This window comes from Lachnospira pectinoschiza (assembly GCF_020564355.1).
Classification (GTDB): Bacteria; Bacillota; Clostridia; order Lachnospirales; family Lachnospiraceae; genus Lachnospira; species Lachnospira intestinalis.
Window position 1 is genome coordinate 299,994 of record NZ_JAJCRR010000002.1, and the last position, 14,676, is coordinate 314,669.

The 14,676-nt window shown below is 41.1% G+C and carries 18 protein-coding genes; 13 read left to right on the plus strand and 5 right to left on the minus strand.

The window, feature by feature from the left end; all coding sequences use genetic code 11:
* Positions 1-34: 34 nt before the first annotated feature.
* The 4 genes from LI288_RS04600 (at position 35) to LI288_RS04615 (ending at position 3,124) form a co-directional block, all read left to right on the plus strand.
* Complete coding sequence (locus LI288_RS04600; protein ID WP_227089590.1) at positions 35-955, plus strand: AAA family ATPase; 921 nt, start codon at positions 35-37, stop codon at positions 953-955.
* Positions 955-2,709, plus strand: a complete 1,755-nt coding sequence (locus LI288_RS04605) for a hypothetical protein (protein WP_227089591.1) — start codon at positions 955-957, stop codon at positions 2,707-2,709. Before LI288_RS04600 ends, LI288_RS04605 begins: the two co-directional genes overlap by 1 nt.
* 138 nt (positions 2,710-2,847) lie before the next feature.
* The gene (locus LI288_RS14700) at positions 2,848-2,973 is read left to right on the plus strand and encodes a zinc-ribbon domain-containing protein (protein WP_227089592.1); all 126 of its coding nucleotides are present in this window, start codon (positions 2,848-2,850) and stop codon (positions 2,971-2,973) included.
* On the plus strand, positions 2,948-3,124 hold the full coding sequence (locus LI288_RS04615; RefSeq protein WP_227089593.1) for a hypothetical protein: 177 nt from the start codon (positions 2,948-2,950) through the stop codon (positions 3,122-3,124). Before LI288_RS14700 ends, LI288_RS04615 begins: the two co-directional genes overlap by 26 nt.
* Before the next feature lie 99 nt (positions 3,125-3,223).
* On the opposite strand, the gene LI288_RS04620 is transcribed toward LI288_RS04615, so the two are convergent.
* Positions 3,224-3,649: an aspartate carbamoyltransferase regulatory subunit gene (locus LI288_RS04620; protein WP_022433214.1), complete on the minus strand. Its 426-nt coding sequence runs from the start codon at positions 3,647-3,649 to the stop codon at positions 3,224-3,226.
* A 52-nt stretch (positions 3,650-3,701) separates the two neighbouring features.
* Positions 3,702-4,625 (minus strand): aspartate carbamoyltransferase, encoded by a 924-nt coding sequence (gene pyrB, locus LI288_RS04625; protein WP_227089594.1) that lies wholly within the window; start codon positions 4,623-4,625, stop codon positions 3,702-3,704.
* Positions 4,626-5,051: 426 nt separating this feature from the next.
* On the opposite strand from pyrB, the gene trpS reads away from it, so the two are divergent.
* Entirely contained in the window at positions 5,052-6,143 is a 1,092-nt protein-coding gene (gene trpS / locus LI288_RS04630; protein ID WP_022433216.1) for a tryptophan--tRNA ligase, read from the plus strand.
* A gap of 125 nt (positions 6,144-6,268) precedes the next feature.
* On the opposite strand, the gene LI288_RS04635 is transcribed toward trpS, so the two are convergent.
* The 3 genes from LI288_RS04635 to sigG all read right to left on the minus strand — a co-directional run bounded on the left by LI288_RS04635 (position 6,269) and on the right by sigG (position 8,720).
* Positions 6,269-7,318 carry a lactonase family protein gene (locus LI288_RS04635; protein WP_227089595.1) on the minus strand — a complete coding sequence of 350 codons (1,050 nt, stop codon included), beginning with the start codon at positions 7,316-7,318 and terminating at the stop codon, positions 6,269-6,271.
* Between the two features lie 306 nt (positions 7,319-7,624).
* The gene (locus LI288_RS04640) at positions 7,625-7,882 is read right to left on the minus strand and encodes a PRC-barrel domain-containing protein (protein ID WP_022433218.1); all 258 of its coding nucleotides are present in this window, start codon (positions 7,880-7,882) and stop codon (positions 7,625-7,627) included.
* A 61-nt stretch (positions 7,883-7,943) separates the two neighbouring features.
* Positions 7,944-8,720, minus strand: a complete 777-nt coding sequence (gene sigG / locus LI288_RS04645) for an RNA polymerase sporulation sigma factor SigG (protein ID WP_022433219.1) — start codon at positions 8,718-8,720, stop codon at positions 7,944-7,946.
* A gap of 147 nt (positions 8,721-8,867) precedes the next feature.
* On the opposite strand from sigG, the gene nrdR reads away from it, so the two are divergent.
* From nrdR to LI288_RS04685, 8 genes are all read left to right on the plus strand, one after another.
* Positions 8,868-9,314, plus strand: coding sequence for a transcriptional regulator NrdR (gene nrdR / locus LI288_RS04650; protein ID WP_022433220.1), 447 nt, complete (start codon positions 8,868-8,870; stop codon positions 9,312-9,314).
* 29 nt (positions 9,315-9,343) lie between these two features.
* Complete coding sequence (locus LI288_RS04655; protein WP_227089596.1) at positions 9,344-9,859, plus strand: YqeG family HAD IIIA-type phosphatase; 516 nt, start codon at positions 9,344-9,346, stop codon at positions 9,857-9,859.
* Positions 9,846-10,712: a shikimate dehydrogenase gene (gene aroE / locus LI288_RS04660; protein WP_227089597.1), complete on the plus strand. Its 867-nt coding sequence runs from the start codon at positions 9,846-9,848 to the stop codon at positions 10,710-10,712. Before LI288_RS04655 ends, aroE begins: the two co-directional genes overlap by 14 nt.
* Before the next feature lie 90 nt (positions 10,713-10,802).
* Positions 10,803-11,300, plus strand: coding sequence for a shikimate kinase (locus LI288_RS04665; protein ID WP_227089598.1), 498 nt, complete (start codon positions 10,803-10,805; stop codon positions 11,298-11,300).
* Positions 11,297-11,743, plus strand: a complete 447-nt coding sequence (gene aroQ, locus LI288_RS04670) for a type II 3-dehydroquinate dehydratase (protein WP_227089599.1) — start codon at positions 11,297-11,299, stop codon at positions 11,741-11,743. Before LI288_RS04665 ends, aroQ begins: the two co-directional genes overlap by 4 nt.
* A gap of 112 nt (positions 11,744-11,855) precedes the next feature.
* Positions 11,856-12,413, plus strand: coding sequence for an elongation factor P (efp, locus tag LI288_RS04675; protein ID WP_022433225.1), 558 nt, complete (start codon positions 11,856-11,858; stop codon positions 12,411-12,413).
* A gap of 147 nt (positions 12,414-12,560) precedes the next feature.
* Entirely contained in the window at positions 12,561-13,610 is a 1,050-nt protein-coding gene (locus LI288_RS04680; RefSeq protein ID WP_227089600.1) for a mannonate dehydratase, read from the plus strand.
* Positions 13,611-13,632: 22 nt separating this feature from the next.
* A complete protein-coding gene (locus LI288_RS04685; protein ID WP_227089601.1) occupies positions 13,633-14,478 on the plus strand; it encodes an SDR family oxidoreductase in 846 nt (281 codons plus the stop codon).
* Positions 14,479-14,676: the final 198 nt, after the last annotated feature.

Sequence of the window (14,676 nt, forward strand, 5' to 3'; positions counted from 1 at the left end):
AAAATATAAAAAAACAGTTAAAGGGGTGTTGGTATTGAATAATCTGATTGAGTTTTTGAAGCAGGAAGGTGTTTCAGCACAGCTTGTAGAAGAAGTCCGGCATTATTCAGAAGAACATACTGTAGATGAAGCATTAAAAAAACGTATTCCTGTACCACATTTTCATTATTATGGCAATAAGGTATGGGAAGAGGCTCTTGCAGTGCTTCTGTGTGGCAGAAATCTTTTGCTGGCAGGAGAGAAGGCAACGGGAAAAAATGTGCTTGCACAGAATCTTGCAGCAGTTTTTGAACGTCCGGCATGGGATATTTCCTTCCATGTTAATATGGATGCGGCTGCGCTGATAGGTTCTGATACATTTCGCGATGGCAGGGTTACATTCAGACCCGGACCGGTGTATTGTTGTGCACAAAGCGGCGGCTTTGGGATTCTCGATGAAATCAATATGGCAAGGAATGAAGCACTTGCAGTCTTACATTCTGTACTTGATTTCAGACGTGTAATTGATGTTCCAGGATATGACAGGATAGAGGTTGCAGATGATACACGTTTTATTGCTACGATGAATTATAATTATGCAGGTACAAGGGAATTAAATGAGGCACTTGCCTCAAGATTTGTAGTTATACAGATGCCGCCACTGGCAAAGGAAGATCTTGAGAGACTGTTAAAGGATCAGTTCCCTTCACTGGTTACTAAGTATAACAAACAGTTTGCACTTTTATTTAATGAACTTCAGAAAAAATGTGAAAATGGTGAACTTACAGAGAAAGCTTTGGATCTGCGTGGATTAATTGATGCTATAAGTCTTATAAAAAAGGGTATTCCAATCAGGGATGCATTGGATCTTGGAATTACCAATAAGATATTTGACAGCTATGAAAAAGAGCTTATACGTGATGTCATAGCTTCAAGGTTTCCCTTAAAGCTGCATAATACGGAGGTGTTTGAATAATGCGTACCATTTCTTATACTGCTAAGGAAAGACGGGCTGCTAATCAGGTATGGAATGCGGCGGAACGCTATAATTTTGATCCATTGTTTCTGGCTGTTGAAACAGGGGATTTAGATTCAGATTTATATATGAATCTTATAATTGGACTGGCATATAAGTATTATGGTGAAAAGGCAATCAGCACTTTATTTGGTTATTGGAACGGAGATATCAGTCAGGCTATGCTGGATGATCTGACATGGCTTTATCTGGAACATGTACTGTATACAGAGGAAGCATTAAAACGTCCGTCTATGACTGATCTACGGGTTTATTATGGAAAGGCTTTTTTTGCAGGTGAATATAAGCTGTCGAGGCAGGAGTGGATGAGCAAAAACCGGCTTGTATATAATATGCAGTCAGCCAGATGGAGCAGTGTGTCAGGGAAAAAGAAGGTTCTGCTGACACCAAATGAACAAAAGCTGTATGCAGAACTGACACCACAGATAATGCCTGAAACAGACCGGTTGATAGATACTGTGCTGGCAATTTATCGCAAATTTAATCTTTTTGATGGCGTAAAACATGAAAAAAAAGCGTTACGACTGCATTTTACAGGGGCATTTGCCCGGATAATGACAAGAATAATGCCAGTCAGCTCTGTAAGAAATAATCATGTAATGGTTATGCGTTCTTCTGAGGCGGACAATATGACTGGTGGAGCAGCTTACAGTAAAAAGAAAGATAATATAACATATAAGAAAGAAAATGATGACTGCTCTTATATTGAGAATTGTTTTGGAAGATCTGTTATATCAGAGCAGACTCTTACTAAAATAGAAAAAGAACTGTGTACAGGCAGTCATACAGGATGCCATTTATGGTTTACTGATGGAAAATATATAACAAAGAAAAATATACCGAAGGAATTTCTTCATTTAAGAGAACAGTCACAGCTGCAGGTTGAAAGAAATCATTCATATTATAATAAAAATGTACGGCTTTATGATAGTCTTATTGCACATATGGTTGAACAAATCCGTAATAGCGAATATATAAGTCAGAAGACAGATGTAATATCAGGGCAGAGCGGAAGGCTTGATACAACTAAAGTATGGCGTGCAGAATATATAGAAGATAACAGGATTTTTCACACATATGAGGATGATAATCAACCGTCCTTTACAGTGGATCTGCTTCTTGATGCATCTGCTTCAAGGCTTCAGTATCAGGAAATGCTTGCTGCGCAGGGAGTAATTATTGCCAAAAGCCTCGTGGAATGTAATATACCGGTCAGGGTAACAAGATTTTGCAGTGTCAGAGGATATACAGTTTTTCATATATTGAAGTCTTTTAGGGATAAGAAATGCGACAATATTTTCAATTATTATGCTGCCGGTTGGAATCGTGATGGTCTTGCTTTTCGGGGAATTGGTAAAATCCTTGATATGAACCCGGGGGTGGCTGACAGGCACCTTGTGATTATTTTAACAGATGCTGCGCCTAATGACAGCCAGCGTATTCTGCCATCACAGGACAGCCCGTTTGGGCATGATTATAGCGACGATATTTCTGTTAATGATGCAGCCAATGAGGTACGTGCACTGCGTGATAAAGGAATACATGTATCAGCTGTTTTTATGGGAAATGATGCGGCGGCCAATAGCGCAGAAAAGATATATAGAAAAGAATTTACAAGAATACGTCGTATTGATGAGCTGGCAAAGGCGGCAGGAAGACTTATACAAAAAGAGATTCAGTCGTTGACAAGATAATTGCAAATGTGTATATGATTAGGAATGGAGATAATAGGGTGTGGGTATTTTATATTTTTAATATAATTGTGAAAAATGTATATATACATAAAATGACAACTAATATAAAATAAAAAAACAAAAGAAATGGAGAATGTAATGTACTGTAAAAATTGCGGAATGAAACTGGAGAATGGGGCTAAGTTCTGCGGCAGATGTGGAATGCCAGTCGATAATGAGATTTTTGAAACAGGAAGAAATGGAGACGCTGGTAGCAACTTCTGAAGAAAATTCAGCAACCATTCAGAGTATTTCGGAAACGATTGCTGCACAGAATAACTCTGTAAAAGACATTTTAACGGAAATTGATGAAATTGCCGGAGTTTCAACAAAGTTGGAAGAACACTTTGACATGGAACAGGCACAGTGTGAATAGATTATAAATCAAAGAAGCTGTTATCTGATATATGCAGATAACAGCTTCTAATTATTTAAATTTTAAATTTACAGTCCGATATAACGATAATCGGAGCATTTAGCGGGTATATTTTTCTTCACAGTATTTACAGCGGTATACCTGATTTTCTTCGTCTGTCAGAATAAAAATGTGCTTTAATTCCTGTTCGATAGAAGTAATACAGCGAGGATTTTTACACTTAATCACATTTGTAATCTTTTTTGGAAGTGAAAGACGTTTCTTTTCAACAATTTTACCGTCTTTAATAATATTGACTGTGATGTTGTGATCAATAAAACCAAGTACATCCAGGTCTACCAAATCGAGTCCGCCTTCGATTTTGATAATATCTTTTTTACCCATTTTATTACTGCGGGCATTTTTAATGATAGCTACACAGCAGTCGAGCTTGTCCAGTCCGAGATTGTTATAAATCATCATGGCTTTGCCGGCTTCGATGTGGTCCAATACAAAGCCTTCGTTTAATCCGCCTATATTTAACATAAAGTCCTCCGTTCTGCCGTATCCGCGGCATGATTTTTGATGTGTCAGAAATTTAAACTGTTTTGTCCAGTCCGAGCAGTGTCAGAATCAGCGCCATTCGTACATAGACACCGAACTGTACCTGCTTAAAGTAAGCCGCGCGCGGGTCGTCATCAATTTCTACGGAAATTTCATTGACACGCGGAAGCGGGTGCAGTACATACATATTGTCCTTTGCAGCAGCCATTTTTTCTTTGTTAAGAATATAAAAATCCTTCATTCTTAAATATTCGTCTTCGCTGAAAAAACGTTCCTTCTGGACACGTGTCATGTAGAGAATATCAAGCTGTGGTATAACGTCTTCTAAGCGTTCAACTTCTTCAAATTCCACATTGTTATGAATCAGGACATCTTCGCGGATGTAATCCGGCACACGCAGTTCTTTCGGGGAAATAAGAATAAATTTTACATTCTTATAGCGAATCAGGGAGCGGATCAGGGAATGAACCGTACGTCCAAACTTCAGATCGCCGCACAGACCAATCGTAAAATTATCCAAAGAACCACGCAGTTCGCGAATCGTCATCAGATCTGTTAAAGTCTGGGTTGGATGTTGATGACCGCCATCCCCTGCGTTAATCACCGGAATCCCGGATTTCTCAGCGGCAACCATAGGAGCACCTTCCTTTGGATGGCGCATAGCGCAGATATCTGCATAACATGAAATAACCCGAATCGTATCAGAAACGCTTTCACCTTTAGAAGCAGAGCTGGAATCGGCAGAAGAAAAGCCGAGAACAGAACCACCAAGATTAATCATGGCTGCCTCAAAACTAAGGCGGGTTCTAGTACTCGGTTCATAAAATAAAGTGGCAAGTTTTTTACCGTCACAGCAATGGCTGAACTTTTCAGGATCCTTTGCAATGCGGCTTGCGAGGTTTAGTAAATCTTCAGTTTCATCTACGCTTAAATCAAGCGGACTAAGTAAATGTTTCATGATATTCCTCCTTGTAATCTACTGTTCACTATTCTACTACGAAATCCTGCAATTCTCAATTGTTATTTGTAAAATAATATGGTAAAATGTGAAATAGCAGTGAGCTGTGCAAAACGAATTATAAAAAAAGTCTGTGGGAGCTTGCTCACAAAAGACTTTTTTTATAATTCGTTTTATAGGGCGAACGCCCGTCATGAGTAATCTGAAAGATTACGAATGGCACAGCGCCAACCTCAAGCAAACTTTGCGGACAATAGTCCGCAAAGTTTGCGGGGAGTGCCACAAAAAAGCCAAAGCATAGTGGGGGCATCACCACAAGCAAACAAGTGAACTTTAGTTCACAACGTTTGCGGGAACAGACACCAAGGCGCCCTAATCAATCACACAGCTCACACCATCACACGTTCAACAGGGAGGAAATAAAAAATGTCTAAAATAATCCTTACAGGAGACAGACCGACAGGAAGACTTCATTTAGGACATTATGTAGGTTCATTAAAAAGACGAGTAGAATTACAAAACTCAGGAGAGTTTGATAAAATCTTTATCATGATAGCAGATGCACAGGCATTAACTGATAATGCGGACAATCCGGAAAAGGTTCGTCAGAATATTATCGAAGTTGCATTAGACTATTTATCCGTAGGCATCGACCCGGCAAAGACCAATATCTTTATCCAGTCACAGATTTCACAGCTTACAGAATTAACATTTTACTATATGAATCTGGTAACCGTATCCAGATTACAGAGAAATCCGACTGTAAAGTCAGAAATCCAGATGAGAAATTTTGAAGCCAGCATTCCGGTGGGCTTCTTTACCTATCCAATCAGCCAGGCGGCAGATATTACGGCATTTAAGGCAACAACCGTGCCGGTAGGCGAGGATCAGGAACCAATGCTTGAACAGGCAAGGGAAATCGTCAGAAAGTTCAACGCAGTATACGGCGAAACCTTAATTGAGCCGCAGATTCTTCTGCCGGACAACAAGGCATGTTTCCGGCTTCCGGGTACAGACGGCAAAGCCAAGATGAGTAAGTCCCTCGGCAACTGTATTTATCTTTCAGATACACCGGAAGATGTAAAGAAAAAAGTTATGAGTATGTATACAGACCCTGATCATATCCGTGTGGAAGATCCGGGTAAGATTGAAGGCAACTGCGTATTTACGTATCTAGATGCGTTCAGTACGGAAGAAGATTTCAAGGAATTCTTACCGGATTATAAGAATCTGGATGAACTCAAAGAGCATTACCAGCGCGGTGGCTTAGGCGATGTCAAGGTAAAGAAATTCTTAAACAACGTGCTTCAGAAGCAGTTAGAACCAATCCGTCAGAGAAGACATGAGTACGAAAAAGACATTCCGGAGGTATATCATATCTTACAGGAAGGTACAAAGGTGGCTTTCGCAGAAGCACAGCAGACTTTAAATGAGGTCAAAGCGGCAATGAAAATCAATTACTTTGATGATGCAGAACTGATTAAAGTCCAGTCCGAAAAGTACAGCCGTGCAGACTAAAAGTGCAGATAAAAGATTACAAAGATATAAAATACTAAATGAATAAAAGCGGCAGTCTGAAATGAGCCATTCGGATATTTCAGACTGCCGCTTTCCTGCTCTGTCTGTCAGAATCAGAAACGAATTTATGAAAGTTTCTTTATTACTAAATTATTTGGTCTGGAAATCTTTAATTCCGGTCCGTTCATGACAATCAGTCCCTTGTCAAAATGAATGGTAAAAATTGTAATAGAATTTCCTTCATTATTCATGGACAAAATATGCTTATTATCCGGGAACATGCTGATATACTTTGGATAATCACCGCTTACAGGCAGAGAGGAGAGGGTATAGAGTTCCCCTGTTTCCTTGTTAACCTTGTAAATGGTTACAGTATTATCGCCTGCATTTGAGCAGAGACAGTTGTTACCGTCATTTGAAAAAATCAGATTGGCGGCGGCGCTGTTGGATTTGTGGCTCTTGCGCAGGGTGAAAATATTCTGTACAAATTCAAAACGGCCTTTTTCGCCCGAATTGTGGTAAGAATATACATTAATATAATTTTTTAATTCACATACGACATAGGCAAATCTGCCGTCCGGGCTGAAAGTCATCTGACGCGGTGCAGATTCTAACTGGGAACGGATAATGTCGTACAGCTTTAATTTACCGGTTGTATGGTTAAATTCATAAATTTTAATCTGGTCAATGCCCAAATCACACACACATAAAAGTTCTTCGTCCGGGGTAAAGACAGAACTGCTTACATGCGGACGGAAATTGCGTTCGGCAACACTGCCGATACCTTTATGAAAAACTTCATCGGCAATTTTACCGACAGAGCCGTCTTCATTGATATGTAATACGGTGATTTTTCCATCGTGGTAGCCGGAAACGATTAAAAATGTATCCTGTTTATTTAAAGTCAGATGGCACCCGCGCATACCATTAATGGTATGAACATTGATTAAAGTTAAATCACCGTCTGCTTCGATTTTGTAAGCGGCAACACCGCGGTCACAGATAGAATATAAAAATTTTCCGCTGTGGGATAATACCAGATAAGAAGGATTGTCGATCTGGACTTCCTTTCGCTCCGTAATTCTTCCCTTTTCTACATCCATATCGTAAATATGGATTCCTTTGCTGGATTCATGCGTATAGCTTCCGGCATATGCAACATATTTATCACTCATAACCTTCTCCAATTCTCCAGCCGGCAAGCATCAGCTTATGTCTGCCGGCTGGCAATACAAAATATACCTATATTTGATGTTGGAATCCCAAGTTTCCAACTCTGATATCTACGGATTGTTCCGTGCTGCGCACTCTCACAATCCTACCCAATATTCGCATATCGTGGGACTGTCATCCCACTTTTATGCTCATATTGGGGTGGGTTGCAAGGTATTTCACCCACCTATGAGCAAGCTCATGTGGGTGAAATACTTTGCAGCCCTGATATCATATATTTTAAGGCATAGAGAAAATGTTTTCAATGTTTATGTGCATTTATTTATGATTTTTTCGACATTTACCTCTACCAGAACGGCATCCGGACCGATACAGCGCACACAGGAAAACGGAATGACATATTCGATTTCCCGCCCGAAAAGGCAGAACAGTTTTCCGGGACCGGGAACAATCAGCGATTGAATGCAGCCTGTACATTCATTGAATTCAACGTCTGCCACACAGCCTAAAATTTTGCAGTCACAGGTATTGATAACCTGCTTGTTATGCAGTTCACAGATTCGCATAAAAACTCCGCCTAAAAGCTCTGTGTTATTATATGCAAAAATAAGTGAAAAATCCTTAAAACTATGAGAGGTATTTTTTCATGGATTTGAGTGCGTTTTTTTCAAGGCGGCTGACCTGTGCCTGTGAAATACCGATTTCTTCTGCGGTTTCCATCTGGGTTTTACACTCAAAAAAACGCATGTTGATAATGCGGCGTTCGCGCGTATCGAGGTGTTCCATAGCTTCATGCAGGGCGATATGCTGTACCCAGTTTTCTTCTTTGTTTTTTTTGTCACTGACCTGATCCATAATATAAAGCGTGTCGCCACCCTCGGAGTAGACCGGTTCATATAAGGAAACCGGCGACTGGATAGCTTCCATGGCGAGAACAATATCTTCTTTGGATACGCCGATTTCATCAGCAATTTCTGTTACGGTCGGTTCTTTCTGATGTTGTCTGGTAAGGGCTTCTTTCGTGTAAATGGCTTTATATGCAGTGTCACGCAGAGAACGGCTGACACGGATTGGATTGCTGTCCCGCAGGTACCGTTTAATTTCCCCAATAATCATGGGAACGGCGTAGGTTGAGAATTGTACGCCCTGTGAAATATCAAAATTATCAATTGCTTTAATCATGCCGACACAGCCAATCTGGAATAAATCGTCAATATTTTCACTGCTTTGTGAAAAACGCTGGACAATGCTTAAAACAAGGCGCAGATTTCCGTTAATAAAACGCTCGCGTGCCTGTGTATCCCCATTTTTGATTTTTTTTAACAGCAATTCTTTTTCCTCCGTTTTTAAGAGTGGGAGAGCAGCGGTATTTACACCGCAGATTTCAACTTTATAACCAGCCACGTTAGTCCTCCTTAAAAAATGTATTTCATCATTAATGATTGCCTGCTGGCGTTCATTTATACTGCTAAGAATATCCAATTTTGTATTGACCGCAGACAGATATTTCATTAAAATAAATGTATATTTTTATGTTTGGAGGTAACGGTTTTGAAATGTCCGTTTTGTGGTAAAGATAATACAAAGGTTATAGATTCCAGGCCGACAGATGACAGCGCTATCCGCAGACGCCGCCAGTGTGATGCCTGTGGCAAGCGTTTTACGACCTATGAAAAAGTGGAATCCATGCCGTTAATAGTGATAAAAAAAGATAACAACAGAGAACCTTACGACAGGGAAAAACTGACAGCCGGTATTGTGCGTTCCTGTCATAAGCGCCCGGTGTCGCTGATCCGGATTAATGCAATGGTTGATGAAATTGAAACGCAGATTTATAATATGGGAGAAAAAGAAATTCCTGCCAAGGTGATTGGAGAAATCGTTATGGAGAAATTAAAAGATTTGGACGAGGTGGCGTATGTACGCTTTGCTTCCGTTTATCGTGAATTTAAAGATGTCAATACCTTTATGGCGGAGATTCAGAAGATTTTAAAATAAAACAGATTATTTTAGGAATGGAGATTTTTGTGTTAAAAAGATTTTATCCCGATGACTACGTGGATTCGGCATATGAGATTCCGTATGAGGAACTTTATAAAAAAGGATACAGGGGGATTGTTTTTGATGTGGACAATACCCTTGTAGAACACGGCGCACCGGTCACGGAGCGGGCGATAGCGATGTTTGAACGGTTAAGAAAGACAGGATACGATACCTGTATCATTTCCAATAATAAAGAGCCGCGTGTCAGACCGCTGGCAGAGGCGGTTCATTCAAAATATGTCAGTGATGCGAAAAAACCGTCCCCAAAGAATTATATTAAAGCTATGGAATGTATGAAGACAGATGTCAATACGACATTTTTTGTCGGTGACCAGTTGTTCACGGATGTCTGGGGGGCAAACCGCGCAGGCATGATGACAATTCTCGTCAAGCCGATTGATAAGCATGAGGAGATTCAGATTGTATTAAAGCGGTATCTGGAAAAAATTGTCCTGCATTTTTATAAGAAGCAAGAAAGGAAAAGATATGGGAGAAATTAAAGGAACAACAAGAGTATGCGGACTGATTGGCAATCCGGTAGGACATTCTATTTCACCGGTCATTCACAATACGCTGGCAGATTTGTGCGGAATAGACATGGTTTACACGACATTTAAGGTGGAAAAGGGTGCGGTTGATACTGCTGTGAAAGGCGCCCACGCATTAGACATTTTAGGATTAAATGTAACCGTGCCGCATAAACAGGAAGTCATTGGAGCGCTGGAAAGTGTCGACCCGCTGGCAGAAGCGATTGGTGCGGTCAATACGCTGGTGCGCACGGAACACGGCTATAAAGGCTATAATACAGATATTTTAGGACTGGAGCGCGAACTGGAAGAAGAACAGGTTGAGTTAAAGGACAGTCCTGTGATTTTACTCGGTGCAGGCGGCGCGGCAAGAGCTATTGCCTTTTTATGTGTCAGCAAAGGTGCAAAAGAAGTTGTCATTTTAAACCGCACGGAAGAAAAAGCGGCAGTGATTGCAGAGGATGTAAACCGCCATTTGCAGTCAAAGGCGGCATATGCCATGAAGCTTTCGGATTACGGAAAGCTGACCGGGGAAAATTATGTGGTGATTCAGACAACCAATGTCGGTTTATATCCGAATTGTGATGATGCAGTCATAGAGGATGAGGATTTTTATAAGAGAGCGGCTGTAGGTGTGGACATTATCTATAATCCGGCAGAAACAAAATTTATGAAGCTGATGAAGGCACAGGGCAAGCCTGCTTACAACGGCTTGAAAATGCTGTTATATCAGGGAGTCAGTGCATTTGAACTTTGGAATGATATGAAAGTAAGTAAAGAAAATATCCGGAAAGTATATGAAAATATGCAGAAGAAGCTGGGATAGAAAGCCGGCCGGAAACGGCAGGTTATACTAAAAGGTTAAAACAGAAAATTCAGAATAAGAAAGTTAAGAAAAATGTTGGACAATATTATATTGATAGGATTTATGGGCTGCGGTAAAACCACATTCGGTACGTGGATTGCAAAAAATAAAAAAATGGATTTTTGCGACACGGATGCGCTCATCGTAGAAAAAGAAAAGAAAAGTATCAATGACATTTTCAGTGAAAACGGCGAGCCGTATTTCAGGGAACTGGAAACAGAAATTGTCAAAGATTTAATTAAGTCCAGACACAATACTGTAGTGTCGGTCGGCGGCGGACTTCCGCTAAAGCCGGAAAACAGGGAGTTGTTAAAAAAACTGGGTACGGTCGTGTATTTGCGGACATCGGTGGAGGAACTGACAAAGCGCCTTGCGGGAGATACGACAAGACCATTGCTGGCAGGCGGCAATATCCGTGAAAAGATTACACACCTTATGGATATGCGGCTTTCGGATTATTTAGATGCTGCCGAGGTGATTATTGACACGGACGGCAGAAGTTTTGATGAAATGTATGAGAATATTTTAAAGGAGAAAAGGGAAGCATGAAGATATTAGTATTAAACGGACCAAATATTAATTTTCTGGGAATCCGTGAAAAAGGCATTTATGGCAATCAGGATTACGACACGCTGGTAAAAATGATTGAAGAAAAGGCAAAGGAGCTTGGCGTTGACGTGGAAGTATTCCAGAGCAATTATGAAGGCGGATTAATCGACCGGATTCAGAAGGCTTATTTTGAAAAGGCAGACGGCATTATCATTAATCCGGGCGCATTTACACATTACAGCTATGCGGTGCGCGATGCGCTGGCTTCGGTTGCGGATATTCCAAAGATTGAAGTCCACATCTCCAATGTGCATACCAGAGAAGAATTCCGTCATACTTCCGTGACTGTTCCGGTATGTAACGGACAGGTTGTAGGACTGGGACTGAAAGGCTATTTATATGCGCTTGAAGCGGTTAAGGATATGGCAGAGAAGAAAGCGTAAGAAGCAACATTTTGCGGCATGGCATGACTTTTAGTAAAAAGTGGTTGCCAAAACCGGCAATTTATTATAGAATTATATAAGTTATTGATTATTATAGGAGGTATACCAAAGAATGGTAACAGCAGGAGATTTTAAAAATGGCATTACACTTGAAATGGATAATGCAATCTGGCAGATTATAGAGTTCCAGCACGTAAAGCCGGGCAAAGGTGCAGCATTTGTTAGAACAAAGTTAAAGAATATCGTGAGTGGCGGTGTTGTAGAAAAGTCTTTCAGACCGACAGAAAAGTTCACACTTGCACACATTGAAAGAAAAGAATATCAGTATTTATATGCTGACGGCGATTTATACAACTTCATGGATACAGAAACATATGATCAGATTGCTTTAAGCAAGGAGAATGTTGGTGATTCATTAAAGTTCGTTAAGGAAAATGAAATGGTTAAGTTATGTTCACATAACGGCAACGTATTCGCTATCGAACCGCCGATTACTGTAGAACTTGTTATCACAGAGTCTGAACCGGGCGTTAAGGGTGATACAGCAACAGGTGCTACAAAGCCGGCTATCGTTGAAACAGGCGCTAAGATTTTAGTTCCGTTATTCGTAAATCAGGGCGATACCGTTAAGATTGATACCCGTACAGGAGAATATCTCTCAAGAGTATAATATTTATTACTATGATAAATACAAAAAGGCAGTAAGCAGAAAACCGTTGTTTAGGCGGGTCTGCTTACTGCCTTTATTTTTGTAATAATCCTTCTTAAATGGGCAATACTGTATGTAGTTGATCAGACAGAAGGGAGAAATGTATTTATGAAAAGTTCATTTCGCTGGTATGGGGAAAGCGATCCGGTAAAACTGGAGTATATCCGGCAGATTCCTGGCATGCGTTCCATTGTATCGGCAGTATATGATGTGAAACCGGGCGAGGTGTGGCCGGAAGAAAGTATCCGGCATCTGACAGAATTATGCAGGGAACACGGGTTGATTTTTGATGTGGTGGAGTCCATTCCGGTGACTGAAGAAATAAAGCTTGGGAAACCGGAAAGAGAGCAGCATATTCAAAATTACTGCGAATCTGTCCGCCGTTGTGCAAAGTATGGAATTAAGTGTATTACGTACAATTTTATGCCGGTGTTTGACTGGACAAGAACACAGCTTGACAAAATGGCAGAGGACGGTTCAACCAGTCTTGTTATGTACTGGGAGCAGATGAAAGGACTGGACCCGTTAAAAGATGACATTCATCTTCCGGGCTGGGATGCAAGTTATACGCAAAATGAAGTCCGTGATTTAATTCGTGCCTACTCCGAGCTGGGTGAGGAAGGGCTTTGGCAGAATATTGAATATTTTCTGAAACGTGTGATTCCCGTGGCAGAGGAATGTGGCGTAGTAATGGCACTTCACCCGGACGACCCGCCGTATCCGATATTCGGACTGCCGCGTGTGATTACCGGTGAAAAAAATATTGACCGATATCTGTCTATTGTAGACAGCCCGTCCAATGCTTTGTGTTTCTGTACAGGTTCTCTTGGCAGTTCAAAGGAAAATGATGTACCGGCGCTGGTGCGTAAATATTCGTCCATGAACCGTATCGCATTTATCCATTTAAGAAATGTAAAAATTCTGCCGGACACTTCGTTTGAAGAATCAGGTCATTTAAGCCGCGAGGGCAGTCTGGATATGAATCAAATAGTCAAGGCACTTGTAGAAACAGGGTATACCGGATATTTCCGACCGGACCACGGCAGAATGATCTGGGGCGAAACAGGAAAGCCGGGGTACGGACTGTATGACAGGGCGCTTGGAACGGCCTATGTAAACGGACTGATTGAGGCAAACGGCGGAACGATAGAGAAGTAGAGCAGCCGGAAGGGAGAAAAATGTGTTAGAATTGCCGTTAAAAACAGATTTTACGGGAAAAGTGGTTGTGGTTACGGGAGCGGGCGGTGTGCTGTGCGGCGATATGGCAAGAGCATTTGCACAGGCAGGCGCAAAAGTAGCAGCACTGGATTTAAATGAAGATAAGGTAAAAAAACTGGCAGAAGAATTAAAAAATGAAGGATTTGTATGTGAGGGATATGCGGCAAATGTGTTGGAAGCAGAGCAGGTAAAAGCGGTACATGCCCGCATTTTAGAGGATTTGGGAAAATGTGATATTCTCATTAACGGTGCAGGCGGCAATAACAAGCGCGCAACAACCGATAATGAATACCAGCATGAAGCCAAAGCAGGACAGACCACGTTTTTTGATTTGGATACGGAAGGGGTGGATTTTGTATTCCGGCTGAATTTTCAGGGAACGTTGATTCCGACACAGATTTTTGCGCAGGATATGGTAGAGAAGCAGTCGGGAAATATTTTAAATATTTCTTCGATGAATGCGTATATACCGCTGACCAAAATTCCGGCATATTCAGGCGCGAAAGCGGCGGTCAGCAATTTTACCCAGTGGCTTGCCACACATTTTGCGGGAAGCAAAATCCGCTGTAATGCCATTGCACCCGGATTTTTAGTGTCCAATCAGAACCGCGCACTTTTATTTGACGAGAACGGACAGCCGACAGCCCGTTCCAAAAAGATTTTAGCGGGAACGCCGGCAGGGCGGTTTGTAGAAAGCAATGAGCTGTTAGGCGGCGTATTCTTTTTGTGTGATGACCGTGCGGCAAGCGCCGTTACCGGCGTCATACTGCCGATAGATGCAGGATTTTCGGCATATTCGGGGGTATAAAATTTAAGATTTCTGGATTGGAGGACAGGTGCAGAAGTGCCTGTCCTTTTTAAATGGAATGTTAAAATAGGGTATTTTAGGACTAAAAAGGTAAAAATAGGTAAAATTAAAGATATAAGTATGGAAAATATAGGATTCGGCAGCAAAATTTAGAGGGGGATTAAAAAGGGGTATAGTAAAAATAGGTTTAAACAAAAG

Excerpts from the sequence above, each read along its gene's own strand:
- LI288_RS04605 (WP_227089591.1), top strand. The coding sequence starts at position 955 with ATGCGTACCATTTCTTATACTGCTAAGGAAAGACGGGCTGCTAATCAG.
- LI288_RS14700 (WP_227089592.1), top strand. The coding sequence starts at position 2,848 with ATGTACTGTAAAAATTGCGGAATGAAACTGGAGAATGGGGCTAAGTTC.
- LI288_RS04615 (WP_227089593.1), top strand. The coding sequence starts at position 2,948 with ATGGAGACGCTGGTAGCAACTTCTGAAGAAAATTCAGCAACCATTCAG.
- LI288_RS04620 (WP_022433214.1), bottom strand. The coding sequence starts at position 3,649 with ATGTTAAATATAGGCGGATTAAACGAAGGCTTTGTATTGGACCACATC.
- pyrB (WP_227089594.1), bottom strand. The coding sequence starts at position 4,625 with ATGAAACATTTACTTAGTCCGCTTGATTTAAGCGTAGATGAAACTGAA.
- trpS (WP_022433216.1), top strand. The coding sequence starts at position 5,052 with ATGTCTAAAATAATCCTTACAGGAGACAGACCGACAGGAAGACTTCAT.
- LI288_RS04635 (WP_227089595.1), bottom strand. The coding sequence starts at position 7,318 with ATGAGTGATAAATATGTTGCATATGCCGGAAGCTATACGCATGAATCC.
- LI288_RS04640 (WP_022433218.1), bottom strand. The coding sequence starts at position 7,882 with ATGCGAATCTGTGAACTGCATAACAAGCAGGTTATCAATACCTGTGAC.
- aroE (WP_227089597.1), top strand. The coding sequence starts at position 9,846 with ATGGGAGAAATTAAAGGAACAACAAGAGTATGCGGACTGATTGGCAAT.
- aroQ (WP_227089599.1), top strand. The coding sequence starts at position 11,297 with ATGAAGATATTAGTATTAAACGGACCAAATATTAATTTTCTGGGAATC.
- efp (WP_022433225.1), top strand. The coding sequence starts at position 11,856 with ATGGTAACAGCAGGAGATTTTAAAAATGGCATTACACTTGAAATGGAT.
- LI288_RS04680 (WP_227089600.1), top strand. The coding sequence starts at position 12,561 with ATGAAAAGTTCATTTCGCTGGTATGGGGAAAGCGATCCGGTAAAACTG.